At 35.6% G+C, this 15775-nt stretch carries 29 protein-coding genes; all 29 read left to right on the top strand.

All coding sequences use genetic code 11. The features are described 5' to 3' along the window. The first annotated feature begins 3 nt into the window (after positions 1-3). Positions 4-2160 (top strand): elongation factor G, encoded by a 2157-nt coding sequence (gene fusA, locus ACFX5E_RS10610; RefSeq protein ID WP_379855163.1) that lies wholly within the window; start codon positions 4-6, stop codon positions 2158-2160. Between the two features lie 11 nt (positions 2161-2171). Continuing rightward, on the top strand, positions 2172-2477 hold the full coding sequence (rpsJ, locus tag ACFX5E_RS10615; protein WP_011963470.1) for a 30S ribosomal protein S10: 306 nt from the start codon (positions 2172-2174) through the stop codon (positions 2475-2477). A gap of 154 nt (positions 2478-2631) precedes the next feature. After that, positions 2632-3249 (top strand): 50S ribosomal protein L3, encoded by a 618-nt coding sequence (gene rplC / locus ACFX5E_RS10620; RefSeq protein ID WP_104000025.1) that lies wholly within the window; start codon positions 2632-2634, stop codon positions 3247-3249. Continuing rightward, positions 3249-3878 (top strand): 50S ribosomal protein L4, encoded by a 630-nt coding sequence (gene rplD, locus ACFX5E_RS10625; RefSeq protein WP_315233462.1) that lies wholly within the window; start codon positions 3249-3251, stop codon positions 3876-3878. The genes rplC and rplD overlap by 1 nt, the downstream gene beginning before the upstream one ends. 6 nt (positions 3879-3884) lie before the next feature. Continuing rightward, positions 3885-4175 (top strand): 50S ribosomal protein L23, encoded by a 291-nt coding sequence (gene rplW / locus ACFX5E_RS10630; RefSeq protein WP_035668124.1) that lies wholly within the window; start codon positions 3885-3887, stop codon positions 4173-4175. Between the two features lie 6 nt (positions 4176-4181). Beyond that, positions 4182-5006, top strand: coding sequence for a 50S ribosomal protein L2 (gene rplB, locus ACFX5E_RS10635; RefSeq protein WP_035668122.1), 825 nt, complete (start codon positions 4182-4184; stop codon positions 5004-5006). Positions 5007-5012: 6 nt separating this feature from the next. Then, a complete protein-coding gene (gene rpsS / locus ACFX5E_RS10640; protein WP_007136562.1) occupies positions 5013-5291 on the top strand; it encodes a 30S ribosomal protein S19 in 279 nt (92 codons plus the stop codon). A 6-nt stretch (positions 5292-5297) separates the two neighbouring features. Then, entirely contained in the window at positions 5298-5708 is a 411-nt protein-coding gene (gene rplV / locus ACFX5E_RS10645; RefSeq protein WP_007136561.1) for a 50S ribosomal protein L22, read from the top strand. A gap of 6 nt (positions 5709-5714) precedes the next feature. Continuing rightward, the gene (gene rpsC, locus ACFX5E_RS10650; protein WP_073210367.1) at positions 5715-6476 is read left to right on the top strand and encodes a 30S ribosomal protein S3; all 762 of its coding nucleotides are present in this window, start codon (positions 5715-5717) and stop codon (positions 6474-6476) included. Positions 6477-6495: 19 nt separating this feature from the next. After that, the gene (gene rplP / locus ACFX5E_RS10655; protein WP_007803637.1) at positions 6496-6921 is read left to right on the top strand and encodes a 50S ribosomal protein L16; all 426 of its coding nucleotides are present in this window, start codon (positions 6496-6498) and stop codon (positions 6919-6921) included. 13 nt (positions 6922-6934) lie between these two features. Further along, positions 6935-7126 carry a 50S ribosomal protein L29 gene (rpmC, locus tag ACFX5E_RS10660; protein ID WP_047774317.1) on the top strand — a complete coding sequence of 64 codons (192 nt, stop codon included), beginning with the start codon at positions 6935-6937 and terminating at the stop codon, positions 7124-7126. Positions 7127-7143: 17 nt separating this feature from the next. Then, positions 7144-7404 carry a 30S ribosomal protein S17 gene (gene rpsQ, locus ACFX5E_RS10665; RefSeq protein WP_091091594.1) on the top strand — a complete coding sequence of 87 codons (261 nt, stop codon included), beginning with the start codon at positions 7144-7146 and terminating at the stop codon, positions 7402-7404. A gap of 2 nt (positions 7405-7406) precedes the next feature. Then, positions 7407-7775, top strand: coding sequence for a 50S ribosomal protein L14 (rplN, locus tag ACFX5E_RS10670; protein WP_026717863.1), 369 nt, complete (start codon positions 7407-7409; stop codon positions 7773-7775). A 12-nt stretch (positions 7776-7787) separates the two neighbouring features. Further along, entirely contained in the window at positions 7788-8102 is a 315-nt protein-coding gene (gene rplX, locus ACFX5E_RS10675) for a 50S ribosomal protein L24 (RefSeq protein ID WP_035668111.1), read from the top strand. Between the two features lie 2 nt (positions 8103-8104). After that, on the top strand, positions 8105-8656 hold the full coding sequence (gene rplE, locus ACFX5E_RS10680; RefSeq protein WP_121366229.1) for a 50S ribosomal protein L5: 552 nt from the start codon (positions 8105-8107) through the stop codon (positions 8654-8656). A gap of 3 nt (positions 8657-8659) precedes the next feature. Further along, on the top strand, positions 8660-8929 hold the full coding sequence (gene rpsN / locus ACFX5E_RS10685; protein WP_007136553.1) for a 30S ribosomal protein S14: 270 nt from the start codon (positions 8660-8662) through the stop codon (positions 8927-8929). Between the two features lie 123 nt (positions 8930-9052). Next, a complete protein-coding gene (gene rpsH / locus ACFX5E_RS10690; RefSeq protein WP_035668108.1) occupies positions 9053-9451 on the top strand; it encodes a 30S ribosomal protein S8 in 399 nt (132 codons plus the stop codon). A 17-nt stretch (positions 9452-9468) separates the two neighbouring features. Next, positions 9469-10011 (top strand): 50S ribosomal protein L6, encoded by a 543-nt coding sequence (gene rplF / locus ACFX5E_RS10695; RefSeq protein WP_379855164.1) that lies wholly within the window; start codon positions 9469-9471, stop codon positions 10009-10011. 11 nt (positions 10012-10022) lie between these two features. After that, entirely contained in the window at positions 10023-10373 is a 351-nt protein-coding gene (rplR, locus tag ACFX5E_RS10700) for a 50S ribosomal protein L18 (RefSeq protein ID WP_073210377.1), read from the top strand. A 6-nt stretch (positions 10374-10379) separates the two neighbouring features. Then, positions 10380-10907, top strand: coding sequence for a 30S ribosomal protein S5 (rpsE, locus tag ACFX5E_RS10705; protein ID WP_035668102.1), 528 nt, complete (start codon positions 10380-10382; stop codon positions 10905-10907). A gap of 12 nt (positions 10908-10919) precedes the next feature. Further along, a complete protein-coding gene (rpmD, locus tag ACFX5E_RS10710) occupies positions 10920-11102 on the top strand; it encodes a 50S ribosomal protein L30 (protein WP_091203662.1) in 183 nt (60 codons plus the stop codon). Between the two features lie 11 nt (positions 11103-11113). Beyond that, on the top strand, positions 11114-11566 hold the full coding sequence (gene rplO / locus ACFX5E_RS10715) for a 50S ribosomal protein L15 (RefSeq protein ID WP_066081007.1): 453 nt from the start codon (positions 11114-11116) through the stop codon (positions 11564-11566). A gap of 13 nt (positions 11567-11579) precedes the next feature. After that, positions 11580-12926 carry a preprotein translocase subunit SecY gene (gene secY, locus ACFX5E_RS10720; RefSeq protein ID WP_379855165.1) on the top strand — a complete coding sequence of 449 codons (1347 nt, stop codon included), beginning with the start codon at positions 11580-11582 and terminating at the stop codon, positions 12924-12926. 3 nt (positions 12927-12929) lie between these two features. After that, entirely contained in the window at positions 12930-13145 is a 216-nt protein-coding gene (gene infA, locus ACFX5E_RS10725; RefSeq protein ID WP_007136545.1) for a translation initiation factor IF-1, read from the top strand. A 12-nt stretch (positions 13146-13157) separates the two neighbouring features. Beyond that, entirely contained in the window at positions 13158-13274 is a 117-nt protein-coding gene (ykgO, locus tag ACFX5E_RS10730; RefSeq protein WP_008992256.1) for a type B 50S ribosomal protein L36, read from the top strand. A 2-nt stretch (positions 13275-13276) separates the two neighbouring features. Beyond that, positions 13277-13651 (top strand): 30S ribosomal protein S13, encoded by a 375-nt coding sequence (gene rpsM, locus ACFX5E_RS10735; RefSeq protein ID WP_073210387.1) that lies wholly within the window; start codon positions 13277-13279, stop codon positions 13649-13651. Positions 13652-13659: 8 nt separating this feature from the next. Further along, positions 13660-14043, top strand: a complete 384-nt coding sequence (gene rpsK, locus ACFX5E_RS10740; protein WP_024981527.1) for a 30S ribosomal protein S11 — start codon at positions 13660-13662, stop codon at positions 14041-14043. A gap of 91 nt (positions 14044-14134) precedes the next feature. Beyond that, positions 14135-14740 carry a 30S ribosomal protein S4 gene (gene rpsD / locus ACFX5E_RS10745; protein ID WP_073210389.1) on the top strand — a complete coding sequence of 202 codons (606 nt, stop codon included), beginning with the start codon at positions 14135-14137 and terminating at the stop codon, positions 14738-14740. Positions 14741-14761: 21 nt separating this feature from the next. Then, positions 14762-15754, top strand: a complete 993-nt coding sequence (locus ACFX5E_RS10750; protein WP_073210391.1) for a DNA-directed RNA polymerase subunit alpha — start codon at positions 14762-14764, stop codon at positions 15752-15754. Positions 15755-15775 lie beyond the last annotated feature (21 nt).

Here is a 15775-nt window from a genome sequence, read left to right on the forward strand (position 1 = left end):
GAAATGGCTAGAGAACTTAAATATACAAGAAACATAGGAATTGCTGCTCATATTGATGCTGGTAAAACAACAACAACGGAGCGTATATTATTCTATACTGGAAAATCACATAAAATTGGTGAAGTGCACGATGGTGCTGCGACAATGGACTGGATGGCACAAGAGCAAGAAAGAGGTATTACAATTACTTCTGCTGCTACAACTTGTGAATGGAATTTTCCAACTACTCAAGGTAAAGTTTTACCTGAAACATTGCCTTACCACTTTAATATTATCGATACACCGGGACACGTTGACTTTACAGTTGAAGTAAACCGTTCTTTGCGTGTGCTTGATGGTCTGGTTTTCTTGTTTAGTGCTGTTGACGGTGTTGAGCCGCAATCAGAAACGAACTGGAGATTAGCAGATCAATACAGAGTACCACGTATTGGTTTCGTTAATAAAATGGATAGACAAGGTTCTAACTTTTTGATGGTTTGTCAACAAGTAAGGGATATGTTAAAATCAAATGCAGTTGCGATCACTTTGCCAATTGGTGAAGAAAATGATTTCAAAGGTGTTGTGGATTTAGTTAGAAACCAAGCTATTGTTTGGGATGAAGAAGGTATGGGAGCAACTTACGAGATTGTGCCTATTCCTGAAGATATGCTTGACGAGGTTAAAGAATACAGATCGATTCTTATTGAAGCAGTTGCTGATTATGATGAAAATTTGTTGGAAAAATTCATGGAAGATGAAGACTCTATTACTGAGGAAGAAATCAATACTGCTTTAAGAGCTGCTACTATGGATATGGCTATCATTCCGATGATCGCTGGTTCTTCTTTCAAAAACAAAGGAGTTCAATTCATGTTAGATGCAGTATGTAAATATTTGCCGTCTCCAATGGATAAAGAAGGTATCGAAGGAATTCACCCTGATGATGCTGAATTATTAGAAGAAGATCAAACTAAAATTTTGCGTAAGCCAGATGTTAAAGAGCCATTCGCTGCTTTAGCATTTAAAATTGCTACTGACCCATTCGTAGGTCGTTTAGCTTTCTTCCGTGCTTATTCAGGACGTTTAGATGCAGGTTCTTATGTTTTGAATACACGTTCAGGAAATAAAGAAAGAATCTCTCGTATATACCAAATGCACGCTAACAAGCAAAACCCAATCGATTATATCGAAGCAGGTGATATTGGAGCTGCCGTAGGATTTAAAGACATTAAAACAGGAGATACATTGTGTGATGAAAAACACCCAATTATTCTTGAGTCAATGAAATTCCCTGCGCCGGTAATTGGTATTGCAATTGAGCCTAAAACTAAAGCTGACGTTGATAAAATGGGTATGGCCTTGGCTAAATTAGCTGAAGAAGATCCAACGTTTACTGTTAGAACTGATGAAGCTTCAGGTCAAACGATTATATCAGGTATGGGTGAGCTTCACTTAGATATCTTGGTGGATCGTATGAAACGTGAATTTAAAGTTGAAGTGAACCAAGGTGAGCCTCAAGTTGAATATAAAGAAGCTTTCACAAAAAGTGCAGTTCACAGAGAAACTTACAAAAAACAATCAGGTGGTCGTGGTAAATTCGGTGATATCGTGTTTAAACTTGAACCAGCAGATGAAGTTGATGGAAAAATTCCAAAAGGATTACAATTTGTTAATGCTGTAAAAGGTGGTAACGTTCCTAAAGAATACATTCCATCTGTAGAAAAAGGTTTCAGAGAAGCTATGAAAACCGGTCCATTGGCAGGTTATCAAGTAGACAGTTTGAAAGTAACTTTAACAGACGGATCTTTTCACCCTGTCGATTCTGATGCGCTATCTTTTGAGTTAGCTGCCAGAATGGGGTATAGAGAAGTTGCTAAAGCGGCTGGTGCTGTGATTCTTGAGCCAATCATGAAAATGGAAGTTATTACACCGGAAGAAAACATGGGGGATATCGTAGGTGATATCAACCGACGTAGAGGTCAGGTAAATGACATGGGTGACAGAGCTGGTGCTAAAACCATTAAAGCAGATGTGCCATTATCTGAAATGTTTGGATATGTTACTACGTTAAGAACACTTTCATCAGGTAGAGCAACTTCTACAATGGAATTTTCGCACTATGCTGAAACGCCTGCTAATATTTCAGAAGCAGTAATCAAAAAAGCAAAAGGAAACGCTTAATCTTTAAGAAAATGAGTCAAAAAATCAGAATAAAACTAAAATCTTACGATCACATGTTGGTAGACAAGTCTGCTGAAAAGATTGTAAAAACTGTAAAAAGTACTGGTGCAGTAGTAACAGGACCAATTCCATTACCAACTCACAAAAAACTTTTCACTGTACTACGTTCTCCGCACGTTAACAAAAAAGCGAGAGAGCAATTTGAAGTAATGTCATACAAGAGATTAATTGACATTTATTCATCATCATCTAAAACTATTGATGCTTTGATGAAACTTGAATTGCCTAGCGGAGTTGAAGTAGAGATCAAAGTTTAAGTAGCTTACTAGTAAGAAAAGGGCACTTTATTTAAGCGAAAATTATTTTTTAAGATTATTGCAAAAAATGTTATACATTTGCACTTCTTAAAAAATAGGATTCGCTTAAATGTTGTGTTCTATATTTATATTTAATAATTAATAATTAATAATTATGTCTGGGTTAATTGGTAGAAAAATCGGCATGACTAGCATTTTCGACGAGAACGGGAAAAATATTCCTTGTACAGTAATCGAAGCTGGACCATGCGTTGTTACCCAAGTCAGAACCAAAGGTGTTGACGGGTACGAAGCGTTGCAACTTGGTTTCGATGACAAAAACGAGAAACATTCCACAAAAGCGGCTTTAGGTCACTTTAAGAAAGCGGGAACTGTAGCTAAGAAAAAAGTCGTTGAATTCCGAGATTTCGCAACTGAACAAAATTTAGGGGATCTTATAGATGTTTCTATTTTTGCTGAAGGAGAATTTGTAGATGTACAGGGTTTATCTAAAGGTAAAGGTTTTCAAGGGGTTGTAAAACGTCACGGTTTTGGTGGTGTTGGTCAAGCAACTCACGGTCAACACAACCGTTTAAGAGCGCCAGGTTCTGTAGGAGCTTCTTCTTATCCATCTAGAGTATTCAAAGGAATGCGTATGGCTGGAAGAATGGGAGGAGACAATGTAAAAGTTCAAAACCTTAGAGTTTTAAAAGTAGTGGCTGAAAAGAACCTACTTGTTATTAAAGGATGTGTTCCTGGATGTAACAACTCTTATGTAATCATTCAGAAGTAATGGAAGCAAAAGTATTAGATTTCAACGGAAAAGATACTGGAAGAAAAGTTCAACTTTCTGATTCAGTATTTGGTATAGAACCAAACAATCACGCAGTATACCTTGATGTTAAGCAATATCTTGCTAATCAAAGACAAGGAACGCACAAAGCAAAAGAAAGAGCTGAAGTAGCGGGAAGTACACGTAAGATTAAAAAACAAAAAGGAACTGGTACTGCTCGTGCGGGTAGTGCAAAGAATCCATTGTTTAAAGGTGGTGGAACAGTTTTCGGACCAAGACCAAGAAGTTATTCATTCAAATTGAATAAAAGCTTGAAACGTTTGGCTAGAAAATCTGCTTTCTCAATTAAAGCAAAAGAATCAAATATTATTGTTCTTGAAGATTTTAATTTTGAAACGCCAAACACTAAAAATTTCATCAATGTTTTGAAAGCTTTAGAGTTAGAAAATAAAAAGTCTCTATTTGTGGTGGGTGATTCAAATAAAAATGTATATTTGTCGTCACGCAATTTAAAGGGCTCTAGCGTGGTAAGTAGCTTAGAATTAAGCACTTACGCTATCTTAAACGCTAATAGTTTAGTGCTTTTAGAGAGTTCTTTAGAGATAATTGAGGAAAATTTAAGTAAATAATAGGATATGAGCATCATAATTAAACCTATAGTAACGGAAAAAGTAACCAAAGAAAGTGAAGTTTTAAACCGCTTCGGATTCGTTGTTGACAAAAAAGCAAACAAAGTGCAAATTAAGAAAGCTGTTGAAGCTGCTTATGGAGTAACTATTTTGAGTGTTAACACGATGAACGTAAGACCGGATAGAACTACTAAATACACTAAAAGTGGTTTAATCAGTGGAAAGACGAATGCAATTAAAAAAGCAATTGTTCAAGTACAAGAAGGAGAAACAATTGATTTTTACAACAATATCTAAGATAAAATGTCAGTAAGAAAATTAAAACCTATTACCCCAGGTCAGCGATTTAGAGTTGTGAATGGTTATGACGCCATTACAACTGATAAGCCGGAACGCTCTTTGATAGCGCCGATAAAAAACTCTGGTGGTAGAAATAGTCAAGGAAAGATGACCATGCGTTATACGGGTGGTGGTCACAAGCAGAGATATCGTATTATTGATTTCAAACGTACAAAAGAAGGAATTCCGGCTACAGTGAAATCAATCGAATATGATCCAAATCGTACTGCATTTATCGCATTGTTAGCTTATGCTGATGGTGAGAAAACTTACGTTATTGCTCAAAACGGATTGAAAGTTGGTCAGAAATTAGTTTCTGGTCCTGAATCTCAACCTGAAATTGGTAATACTTTACCTTTAAGTAGAGTTCCTCTTGGAACTGTAATTTCTTGTATCGAATTGAGACCAGGACAAGGGGCTGTAATCGCTCGTTCTGCTGGAACATTTGCTCAATTAATGGCAAGAGATGGAAAATATGCAACAATTAAAATGCCTTCTGGGGAAACGAGATTAATCTTGTTGACGTGTTCGGCTACAATTGGAGCAGTTTCTAATTCTGATCACCAATTAGTTGTATCTGGTAAAGCAGGTAGAACAAGATGGTTAGGAAGAAGACCTAGAACAAGACCTGTTGCAATGAACCCTGTCGATCACCCAATGGGTGGTGGTGAAGGACGTTCTTCTGGTGGACATCCACGTTCAAGAAATGGAATACCAGCTAAAGGTTATAGAACTCGTTCTAAGAAAAACCCGAGTAATAAGTATATCGTAGAACGTAGAAAGAAATAATAAGATATGGCACGTTCATTAAAAAAAGGACCTTTCGTTCACTATAAGTTAGACAAGAAAGTTCAAGAAAACATTGCAGGTGGAAATAAAGGAGTGGTTAAGACTTGGTCTAGAGCTTCTATGATTACTCCGGACTTTGTTGGACAAACAATCGCAGTTCATAACGGTCGTCAATTTGTACCAGTTTACGTAACAGAAAACATGGTAGGTCACAAATTAGGAGAATTTTCACCAACTAGATCTTTTAGAGGTCATGCTGGAGCAAAAAATAAAGGTAAAAAATAAGAAGCAATGGGAGTTCGTAAAAGAGAAACAGCAGATGCGAGAAAAGAGGCTAATAAGTCTATTGCTTTCGCAAAATTGAATAACTGCCCTACTTCACCTAGAAAAATGCGCTTAGTAGCGGACTTGGTAAGAGGTCAGAAGGTAGAAAGAGCACTAAACATCTTAAGATTCAGTTCTAAAGAAGCTTCAAGAAAATTAGAAAAATTGGTTTTATCTGTAATTGCCAACTGGCAAGCAAAAAACCCTGACGCTAATATGGAAGAAGCAGGTTTATTTGTTAAAACGATTACAGTAGATGGTGGAATGATGTTGAAAAGACTTCGTCCAGCTCCACAGGGTCGTGCGCACAGAATAAGAAAACGTTCTAATCACGTAACAATCGTGCTTGGATCTATTAATAACACACAAGCAATTTAATACAAGATGGGACAAAAGACAAATCCAATTGGAAATAGACTTGGTATCATCAGAGGATGGGACTCAAACTGGTATGGTGGAAATGATTACGGTGATAAACTTGCCGAAGATCACAAAATCAGAAAGTATATCCATGCTCGTTTATCAAAAGCTAGTGTATCAAAAGTAATCATTGAGAGAACTTTGAAACTTGTAACCGTTACTATCACTACTGCTAGACCTGGTATCATTATCGGAAAAGGCGGACAAGAGGTAGACAAGTTAAAAGAAGAACTTAAGAAAATTACTGACAAAGAGGTTCAAATTAACATCTTTGAAATAAAAAGACCTGAACTTGACGCGTATCTAGTTGCTACAAGCATCTGTCGTCAAATCGAAAGCAGAATTTCTTACAGACGTGCAATCAAAATGGCTATTGCTGCTTCTATGCGTATGAACGCAGAAGGTATCAAAGTTTTGATTTCTGGTCGTTTGAATGGTGCTGAGATGGCTCGTTCAGAAGGTTTCAAAGAAGGTAGAGTTCCTCTATCAACTTTCAGAGCTGATATTGATTACGCACTTGCTGAAGCACATACTACTTATGGTAGAATGGGTATCAAAGTGTGGATCATGAAAGGTGAAGTTTATGGAAAGAGAGATCTTTCTCCGCTTGCAGGAATGGATAAAAAACAATCCGGAACTGGTGGTGGTAAAGGTGGCGATTCTCCTAGAGGAGACAGAAAGCCTTTTAATAAAGGTGGAAAACCAGACGCTCGTAAACGAAAGTAAATTTTTAAACTAAAGAAAAATGTTACAGCCTAAAAGAACAAAATACCGTAAGGTACAAAAAGGTAAAATGAAAGGAAATTCTCAAAGAGGACATGAACTTTCTAATGGAATGTTTGGTATTAAATCTGTACATGAAGATGGAATGTTCTTAACCTCTCGTCAAATCGAGGCTGCGCGTATTGCTGCAACTCGTTTTATGAAGAGAGAAGGACAATTATGGATCAAAATATTTCCAGACAAACCTATCACTAAGAAGCCTCTTGAGGTACGTATGGGTAAAGGTAAAGGTGCAGTTGAGTATTGGGCTGCCGTTGTTAAACCCGGAAGAATTATGTTTGAAGTTGGAGGAGTACCTTTGTCAGTTGCAAAAGAGGCGTTGCGTCTTGCGGCCCAAAAGCTTCCAGTAAAAACTAAATTCGTCGTTGCTAGAGATTTCGAAGCATAATCTATATTATATTATGAAACAATCAGAAATAAAAGATCTTTCTGCAGCGGAGTTGCAAGAAAAGCTTAGCCAGACTAAGAAAACATATGCTGATCTAAAAATGGCTCACGCTATTTCGCCAATTGAGAACCCACTTCAAATTAGAAGTGTAAGAAGAACAGTTGCTAGATTAGCTACAGAACTTACTAAAAGAGAGTTACAATAACTGTATTCTGCTGAAAGATGGAAGAAAAAAGAAATTTAAGAAAAGAAAGAGTTGGTGTTGTTACTTCGGACAAAATGGATAAATCTATTGTTGTTGCAGAAGTAAGAAAAGTAAAACACCCATTATACGGTAAGTTCGTGTTGAAAACTAAAAAGTATCACGCACACGACGAAACGAACGACTGTAACGTTGGAGATACTGTAAGGATTAGCGAAACGCGTCCTTTAAGTAAAACCAAATGTTGGAGGTTAGTTGAAATCCTAGAAAGAGCTAAATAATTATGGTACAACAAGAATCAAGACTAAAAGTAGCAGATAACACTGGAGCAAAGGAAGTTTTAACTATCCGTGTTTTAGGAGGTACCAAAAGAAGGTATGCCTCTGTTGGTGACAAGATTGTAGTTTCTATAAAAGATACTGCTCCTAACGGAAGCGTTAAAAAAGGGGCTGTTTCAACTGCAGTTGTTGTACGTACCAAAAAAGAAGTAAGAAGAGCCGATGGTTCATACATTAGATTTGATGACAACGCATGTGTGTTATTGAATGCTGCTGGTGAAATGAGAGGAACTCGTGTTTTTGGTCCGGTAGCAAGAGAACTTCGTGAAAAACAATTCATGAAAATTGTATCATTAGCACCAGAAGTGCTTTAATTCGTTTTTAAGATGATAAAGCTAAAAATAAAATCAGGAGACATCGTAAGAGTAATTGCTGGAGACCATAAAGGTGCTGAAGGTAAAGTATTACGTGTATACCGTGAGAAAAACAAAGCGATTGTTGAAGGTGTAAATATGGTTTCAAAACATACCAAACCTAGTGCAAAAAGCCCTCAAGGTGGTATCGTGAAGAAAGAAGCTTCTATACAGATATCTAACATCTCTTTAATTGATCCTAAAACTAAGGAAACAACTAGAGTTGGTATTAGAGTAGAAGGAGATAAGAAAGTAAGATTTTCGAAAAAATCTAATCAAGTACTATAGTAATGGCATATATACCTAGACTAAAAGAAGAATATAAGAGCAGAGTAATTGCTGCTCTTAAAGAGGAATTCGGATACGTAAACGTAATGCAAGTTCCAAAATTGGAAAAAATCGTTTTAAGTAAAGGAGTTGGTGCAGCTGTATCGGATAAAAAACTAATTGACTATGCGGTTGATGAGTTAACAAAGATCACTGGACAGAAAGCAGTATCTACTATTTCAAAGAAAGACGTTGCGTCATTCAAATTGAGAAAAGGGATGCCTATTGGAGCAAAAGTTACTTTGCGTGGAGAAAGAATGTATGAGTTTTTAGATAGACTTATTACTTCAGCTTTACCACGTGTAAGAGATTTCAGTGGTATTAAAGCTACTGGTTTTGACGGAAGAGGGAATTATAACCTTGGAGTTTTGGAGCAAATCATTTTCCCAGAAATTGATATTGATAAAGTAAACAAAATTTCAGGTATGGATATCTCTTTCGTAACTACTGCAAAAACAGATAAAGAAGCAAAGTCTCTATTGACAGAATTAGGATTACCTTTTAAAAAGAATTAAGACATGGCTAAAGAATCAATGAAAGCCCGCGAGGTTAAGAGAGAAAAAACGGTAGCAAAGTATGCTGAGAAAAGAAAAGCTTTGTTAGAAGCTGGAGATTTCGTAGGTTTGCAAAAGTTACCAAAAAATGCTTCACCAGTTCGTTTGCACAATCGTTGTAAATTAACAGGTAGACCTAGAGGGTATATGCGTCAATTCGGTCTTTCACGTGTTACATTTCGTGAAATGGCAAATAACGGATTGATACCTGGTGTTAAAAAAGCATCTTGGTAAGACGTAATTTATTACGTCCTGATACAGACTTAACTTACGTTTTGTCTGTATCATAAATATTTATAAATTGGTTTCAGGTTCGATAAATAGTTTATCGAAAACCAAAACCGCAAATTGATACACATGTATACAGATCCTATTGCCGATTATTTGACAAGAGTTCGTAACGCGGTGGCTGCAAACCACAAAGTTGTCGAAATTCCTGCATCTAATCTAAAAAAAGAAATAACAAAGATCTTATTTGATCAAGGTTATATCTTGAGTTACAAATTTGAAGACAACGCTGTTCAGGGTTCAATCAAAATTGCTTTGAAGTATGATAAAGATACTAAAGAGTCAGTAATTAAAGATATCCAAAGAATTAGTAAACCAGGTTTACGTAAATATTCAAGTTCTTCAACTATTCCTAGAATCCTTAACGGATTAGGAATTGCTATTGTTTCTACATCAAAAGGTTTGATGACAGGAAAGAAAGCCAGACAGTTAAATGTTGGTGGTGAAGTAATTTGTTACGTATACTAATTTAAAGACTATATAAGATGTCAAGAATAGGTAAAAGCCCGGTTGTAATCCCTGCTGGTGTAACTGTTGAAGTTGCAAATAGTATTATTACAGTAAAAGGAAAAAATGGTCAACTAACTCAGGAGTTTTCGGACGTTACTGTTACAGTTGAAGACGGTCAAGTTCAAGTAGAAAGATCGTCTGATCACAAAGACCAAAGAGCAAAACACGGTTTGTACAGATCTTTAATCAATAACATGATTATCGGTGTAACAGAAGGTTTTACTAAGTCATTAGAATTGGTGGGAGTTGGTTATAGAGCTTCAAATCAAGGACAAAAATTAGATTTAGCACTTGGTTATTCTCACAATATAGTTTTAGAAATTGCTTCAGAAGTTGTTTTGGAAACGATATCTGAAAAAGGTAAAAACCCAATTGTGAAATTAACATCAATAGACAAACAACTTTTAGGTCAGGTAGCTGCGAAAATCAGAGGTTTCCGTAAGCCTGAGCCGTACAAAGGGAAAGGTGTTAAGTATGTAGGGGAAGTATTAAGAAGAAAAGCAGGTAAATCAGCTTAAAAAATAAGATTATGTCATTAACAAAACCTGAAAGAAGACAACGAATTAGATTCAGAATTAGAAAAACGATCAGTGGTACTGCTACTAATCCAAGACTATCTGTATTTAGAAGTAACAAAGAAATTTACGCTCAACTTATTGATGATGTAAACGGAGTTACTATATTGGCGGCTTCTTCAAGAGAAAAAGAAATAGGTAACGGTACGAACATTGAAGTTGCTACAGCAGTTGGAAAACTAGTTGCTGAAAAAGCAATAAAAGCTGGGATAGAGGTAGTAACTTTCGATAGAGGAGGCTATTTATATCACGGTCGTATTAAATCATTAGCGGAAGGCGCGAGAGCGGCTGGACTTAAATTCTAATATAGTATGTCTAATAGTAAATACAAGAATGTAGAGCTAGTAAAACCAAGTGGTCTTGAATTAAAAGATCGTTTGGTAAGTGTGAATCGTGTTACTAAGGTTACAAAGGGTGGTAGAGCTTTTGGTTTTTCTGCTATTGTAGTTGTAGGTGATGAAAACGGAGTTGTTGGTCACGGATTAGGAAAATCTAAAGATGTATCTGAAGCAATTGCGAAAGCAGTAGAAGATGCTAAGAAAAATTTAGTAAAAATTCCTTTGAATGGTCAATCAGTTCCTCACGAACAAAAAGGTAAATTTGGTGGTGCACGTGTATTCTTAATTCCTGCCTCTCATGGTACAGGAGTTATTGCTGGTGGAGCTGTTCGTTCAGTTCTTGAATCAGTAGGAATTCATGATGTATTATCTAAATCTCAAGGATCTTCAAATCCTCACAACGTAGTGAAAGCAACTTTTGATGCTTTATTACAAATGAGAAGCGCTTATACTGTTGCAAAACAAAGAGGTGTTTCTTTAGAAAAAGTTTTTAAAGGTTAATTCAAGGAAATTATGGCTAAATTATTAGTAAAACAAGTTAGAAGCAAAATCAACTGTCCTCTTACTCAAAAAAGAGGTTTGGAAGCTTTAGGTCTACGTAAAATGGGACAAATTGTAGAGCATGATTCAAATCCTACAATCCTTGGGATGATAAATAAAGTTAAACACTTAGTTTCTGTTGAAGAAGCTAAATAACAAATACTGTTATGAATTTAAGTAATTTACAACCTGCTGAAGGTTCTACACACAATCAAAATAAAAGATTAGGTAGAGGAGAAGGTTCTGGAAAAGGTGGTACTTCTGCAAGAGGTCACAAAGGAGCAAAATCTCGTTCTGGTTATTCTAAAAAGATTGGTTTTGAAGGTGGGCAAATGCCACTTCAAAGACGTGTGCCTAAGTTCGGTTTTACAAACATCAATCGTAAAGATTACGAAGGTGTTAATCTTGACACACTTCAATTATTAGTTGATAATGGAGTGATTAAAGATACTGTTGATATGACAGTTTATGTTGCTAATCGTTTGGCTACCAAAAACGAAATCGTTAAGATTTTAGGTAGAGGTGAATTGACAGCAAAATTAAAAGTAACCGCTCACAAATTTACTGCTACTGCAAAAGCTGCTATTGAGGCTGCTGGTGGAGAAGCTGTAACCATGTAATTTTTCAATTAATATGAAGAAATTTATTGAATCAATAAGTAATGTTTGGAAAATCGAGGAACTGAAAAATAGAATCCTAATAACATTGGGTTTGCTTTTAGTTTATCGTTTTGGGGCTCAAGTAACCCTGCCAGGTATTGATGCTACACAGTTAGGTAATTTAGCTGGGCAAACTAAAGAAGGAATTGGTTCAATTCTTGACATGTTTACTGGGGGTGCATTTTCTCAAGCTTCCGTTTTTGCTTTAGGGATTATGCCTTATATTTCTGCTTCTATTGTTGTTCAGTTGATGGGAATTGCGATTCCGTATTTACAAAAACTTCAAAGTGATGGAGAAAGTGGTAGAAAAAAGATTAATCAAATTACCCGTTGGTTAACAATAGCTATTACTTTAGTTCAAGGTCCGACTTACATTTATAATTTGTACAGAACCTTGCCTAGTAGTGCTTTTTTGTTAGGATTTAATTCATTTGAATTCTTATTTTCTTCAGTAATCATCTTAGTGACAGGGACAATATTTGCCATGTGGTTAGGTGAAAAAATTACTGATAAAGGTATTGGAAACGGAATTTCATTGTTGATTATGGTTGGTATCTTGGCGAGATTGCCTCAGGCTTTTATGCAAGAATTCACTACTAGGGTTACTAACAATAACGGTGGACCAATGTTATTGGTTATCGAAATTATTATTTGGCTTTTAGTTATTATTGCTTGTGTTTTACTTGTAATGGCAATCAGAAAAATACCAGTACAGTATGCTCGTCGTACAACTTCAGGGGATTACGAACAAGATTTAATGGGTGGAAATAGACAATGGATTCCATTGAAGCTTAATGCTTCGGGTGTTATGCCTATTATATTTGCTCAAGCAATTATGTTTATTCCTGCTGCTGTGGCAGGTTTATCAAAATCAGATGCATCACAATCAATTGTTGGCGCTTTTAGTAATATGTTTGGATTCTGGTATAATTTTGTATTTGCAACTTTAATAGTTGTATTTACTTTCTTTTATACTGCAATTACAGTCCCTACTAACAAAATGTCTGATGATTTAAAGAGAAGCGGCGGTTTTATTCCTGGTGTTAGACCCGGAGTAGAAACTTCTGATTATCTTGACAAAGTGATGTCTTTGATAACTTTTCCAGGATCTTTATTTCTTGCTTTGATAGCTGTGTTCCCAGCAATTGTTGTGAGTCTTATGGATGTTCAACAATCTTGGGCAATGTTTTTTGGAGGTACTTCATTAATAATTATGGTTGGTGTTGCCATAGATACAATTCAACAAATCAATTCATACTTGTTAAACAAACATTATGATGGTTTAATGAAAAGTGGTAAAAATAGAAAAGCAGTAGCTTAACTTATGGCAAAACAATCAGCAATAGAACAAGACGGGTCAATCATTGAAGCATTATCAAATGCAATGTTCCGTGTAGAGTTAGAGAATGGACATATTGTAATCGCACATATATCTGGGAAAATGCGTATGCATTACATCAAATTATTACCTGGTGATAAAGTGAAACTAGAAATGAGCCCTTACGATTTGTCAAAAGCAAGAATTACTTATAGATATTAAAGGATATTCAAAATGAAAGTTAGAGCTTCAGTAAAAAAGAGAAGTCCCGAGTGCAAAATTGTGCGAAGAAAAGGGAGATTGTACGTAATAAACAAAAAGAATCCTAGATTTAAACAAAGACAAGGATAATTATGGCAAGAATAGCAGGGGTAGATATCCCAAAAAATAAGAGAGGTGTTATAGCACTTACCTACATCTTCGGATTAGGAAATAGTAGAGCTATTGAGATTTTAGAAAAAGCTCAAGTTAGCCAAGATAAAAAAGTTCAAGATTGGAATGATGACGAGATCGGAGCAATTCGTGAAGCTGTATCAGCATTTAAAATTGAAGGAGAATTACGTTCTGAAGTTTCTTTAAACATCAAACGTTTAATGGATATTGGTTGTTATAGAGGTATCCGTCATAGAACTGGTCTTCCTTTAAGAGGACAAAGAACTAAAAACAACTCTAGAACAAGAAAAGGTAAAAGAAAAACTGTTGCTAACAAGAAAAAAGCAACTAAATAATAAGTAATATGGCTAAAGCAACTGCAAAAAAACGTAAAGTTATCGTTGAATCAACGGGAGAGGCTCATATTTCTGCTACCTTCAATAACATCATCATTTCTTTGACAAACAAAAAAGGTGAAGTTATTTCTTGGTCTTCAGCTGGTAAAATGGGTTTTAGAGGTTCTAAAAAGAATACTCCATACGCAGCCCAAATGGCAGCAGAAGATTGTAGTAAAGTAGCTCTTGAGGCAGGACTTAAAAAAGTAAAAGTGTATGTAAAAGGACCAGGAAACGGACGTGAGTCTGCTATCCGTTCTTTGCATAACGGTGGAATTGAAGTTACAGAGATTATCGATGTTACTCCAATGCCTCATAATGGATGTCGTCCTCCTAAAAGACGAAGAGTTTAATACTCAAAATATTTTTAGTATAACCTAGATAGAATAACGATTATCGAAGGATAAGACCTGAATTCATAATCTCTATCTTAAACAATTTAAAATGGCAAGATATACTGGTCCAAGTACAAGAATCGCCCGTAAATTCGGCGAAGCAATTTTCGGAGACGATAAAGCTTTCGAAAAAAGAAATTACCCACCCGGACAACACGGGATGGCTAAAAAAAGAGGTAAAAAATCTGAATTTGCAATCCAGTTAATGGAAAAACAAAAAGCTAAATATTCTTATGGAATTTTAGAGAAGCAATTCAGAGGTTTATTCAAAAAAGCATCAGCTACTAAAGGTGTTACTGGTGAAGTTCTTTTACAATTATGTGAAGCAAGATTAGACAACGTTGTTTTTAGAATGGGTATTGCTCCTTCTAGAAGAGGTGCTAGACAACTTGTTTCTCACAGACACGTTACTGTTAACGGTGATGTAGTAAATATTGCTTCTTACCACCTTAAACCTGGTGATAAAGTTGCAGTTCGTGAAAAATCTAAATCTTTAGAAGCAATCGAACGTTCTTTATCTAATTCAAGTCATGTTTATGAATGGATTACTTGGAATAACGATATCAAAGAAGGTACTTTCGTTTCTGTACCTGCGAGACTTCAAATCCCAGAAAACATTAAAGAACAATTAATCGTAGAGTTGTACAACAAATAATAATTGACTTAGTCGAAATTTATGGCAATATTTAATTTTCAGAAGCCCGATAAAGTTATCATGATCGATTCAACCGATTTTGAAGGTAAATTTGAATTCAGACCTTTAGAACCTGGTTACGGATTGACCGTTGGTAATGCACTTAGAAGAGTTTTGCTTTCAGCATTAGAAGGTTATGCAATTACATCTGTTCGCATTGAAGGTGTAGATCATGAATTTTCTACTATTCCAGGAGTTGTTGAAGACGTTACCGAAATTATCCTTAATCTAAAACAAGTGCGTTTCAAACGCCAAATTGAAGATATCGATAATGAAGCAGTTACTATTTCTGTTTCTGGTAAAGATCAATTAACAGCTGGTGATTTTCAAAAATTCATTTCAGGTTTCCAAGTTTTGAATCCAGAACTAGTTATCTGTAATTTAGATAGTAAAATCAAACTGAATTTCGATTTAACGATCGAAAAAGGTAGAGGATATGTTCCTGCTGAAGAGAACAAAAAACAGAATGCTGCAATTGGAACTATTTTTACGGATTCTATTTTTACTCCGGTAAAAAACGTAAAATACGCAATCGAAAACTTCCGTGTAGAGCAAAAAACAGATTATGAAAAATTAGTTTTTGAGATAAAAACTGATGGATCTATTAATCCAAAAGATGCACTTACTGAAGCTGCTAAAGTTTTAATTCACCATTTCATGTTGTTCTCTGACGAAAGAATTACACTCGAGGCTGACGAAATTGCACAAACAGAATCATATGATGAAGAATCATTACACATGAGACAATTGCTTAAAACTAAGCTTGTTGATATGGATTTATCTGTTAGAGCATTAAATTGTTTGAAAGCGGCTGAAGTTGATACACTTGGTGATTTAGTATCGTTCAATAAAAATGACCTAATGAAATTCCGTAATTTTGGTAAAAAATCTTTAACTGAACTTGATGAACTTGTTGCAGTTAAAAATTTAAACTTCGGTATGGATTTAGCAAAATACAAACTAGATAAAGAATAATCTAAACCGCAAGGTTTAAAT

The organism is Flavobacterium xylosi (genome assembly GCF_042787345.1).
GTDB classification, from domain to species: Bacteria; Bacteroidota; Bacteroidia; order Flavobacteriales; family Flavobacteriaceae; genus Flavobacterium; species Flavobacterium xylosi.

Bases quoted from the DNA above. Each gene is read 5' to 3' on its own strand.
- rplF (WP_379855164.1), top strand. From the start codon at position 9,469: ATGTCAAGAATAGGTAAAAGCCCGGTTGTAATCCCTGCTGGTGTAACT.
- rplE (WP_121366229.1), top strand. From the start codon at position 8,105: ATGGCATATATACCTAGACTAAAAGAAGAATATAAGAGCAGAGTAATT.
- rplO (WP_066081007.1), top strand. From the start codon at position 11,114: ATGAATTTAAGTAATTTACAACCTGCTGAAGGTTCTACACACAATCAA.
- rplW (WP_035668124.1), top strand. From the start codon at position 3,885: ATGAGCATCATAATTAAACCTATAGTAACGGAAAAAGTAACCAAAGAA.
- rpsK (WP_024981527.1), top strand. From the start codon at position 13,660: ATGGCTAAAGCAACTGCAAAAAAACGTAAAGTTATCGTTGAATCAACG.
- rpsN (WP_007136553.1), top strand. From the start codon at position 8,660: ATGGCTAAAGAATCAATGAAAGCCCGCGAGGTTAAGAGAGAAAAAACG.
- rpsQ (WP_091091594.1), top strand. From the start codon at position 7,144: ATGGAAGAAAAAAGAAATTTAAGAAAAGAAAGAGTTGGTGTTGTTACT.
- rplP (WP_007803637.1), top strand. From the start codon at position 6,496: ATGTTACAGCCTAAAAGAACAAAATACCGTAAGGTACAAAAAGGTAAA.
- ykgO (WP_008992256.1), top strand. From the start codon at position 13,158: ATGAAAGTTAGAGCTTCAGTAAAAAAGAGAAGTCCCGAGTGCAAAATT.
- rplR (WP_073210377.1), top strand. From the start codon at position 10,023: ATGTCATTAACAAAACCTGAAAGAAGACAACGAATTAGATTCAGAATT.
- rpsE (WP_035668102.1), top strand. From the start codon at position 10,380: ATGTCTAATAGTAAATACAAGAATGTAGAGCTAGTAAAACCAAGTGGT.
- rplC (WP_104000025.1), top strand. From the start codon at position 2,632: ATGTCTGGGTTAATTGGTAGAAAAATCGGCATGACTAGCATTTTCGAC.
- infA (WP_007136545.1), top strand. From the start codon at position 12,930: ATGGCAAAACAATCAGCAATAGAACAAGACGGGTCAATCATTGAAGCA.
- rplV (WP_007136561.1), top strand. From the start codon at position 5,298: ATGGGAGTTCGTAAAAGAGAAACAGCAGATGCGAGAAAAGAGGCTAAT.
- rpsC (WP_073210367.1), top strand. From the start codon at position 5,715: ATGGGACAAAAGACAAATCCAATTGGAAATAGACTTGGTATCATCAGA.
- rpsM (WP_073210387.1), top strand. From the start codon at position 13,277: ATGGCAAGAATAGCAGGGGTAGATATCCCAAAAAATAAGAGAGGTGTT.
- fusA (WP_379855163.1), top strand. From the start codon at position 4: ATGGCTAGAGAACTTAAATATACAAGAAACATAGGAATTGCTGCTCAT.
- ACFX5E_RS10750 (WP_073210391.1), top strand. From the start codon at position 14,762: ATGGCAATATTTAATTTTCAGAAGCCCGATAAAGTTATCATGATCGAT.
- rplN (WP_026717863.1), top strand. From the start codon at position 7,407: ATGGTACAACAAGAATCAAGACTAAAAGTAGCAGATAACACTGGAGCA.
- rpmC (WP_047774317.1), top strand. From the start codon at position 6,935: ATGAAACAATCAGAAATAAAAGATCTTTCTGCAGCGGAGTTGCAAGAA.
- rplX (WP_035668111.1), top strand. From the start codon at position 7,788: ATGATAAAGCTAAAAATAAAATCAGGAGACATCGTAAGAGTAATTGCT.
- rplD (WP_315233462.1), top strand. From the start codon at position 3,249: ATGGAAGCAAAAGTATTAGATTTCAACGGAAAAGATACTGGAAGAAAA.
- rplB (WP_035668122.1), top strand. From the start codon at position 4,182: ATGTCAGTAAGAAAATTAAAACCTATTACCCCAGGTCAGCGATTTAGA.
- rpsJ (WP_011963470.1), top strand. From the start codon at position 2,172: ATGAGTCAAAAAATCAGAATAAAACTAAAATCTTACGATCACATGTTG.
- secY (WP_379855165.1), top strand. From the start codon at position 11,580: ATGAAGAAATTTATTGAATCAATAAGTAATGTTTGGAAAATCGAGGAA.
- rpsS (WP_007136562.1), top strand. From the start codon at position 5,013: ATGGCACGTTCATTAAAAAAAGGACCTTTCGTTCACTATAAGTTAGAC.
- rpmD (WP_091203662.1), top strand. From the start codon at position 10,920: ATGGCTAAATTATTAGTAAAACAAGTTAGAAGCAAAATCAACTGTCCT.
- rpsH (WP_035668108.1), top strand. From the start codon at position 9,053: ATGTATACAGATCCTATTGCCGATTATTTGACAAGAGTTCGTAACGCG.
- rpsD (WP_073210389.1), top strand. From the start codon at position 14,135: ATGGCAAGATATACTGGTCCAAGTACAAGAATCGCCCGTAAATTCGGC.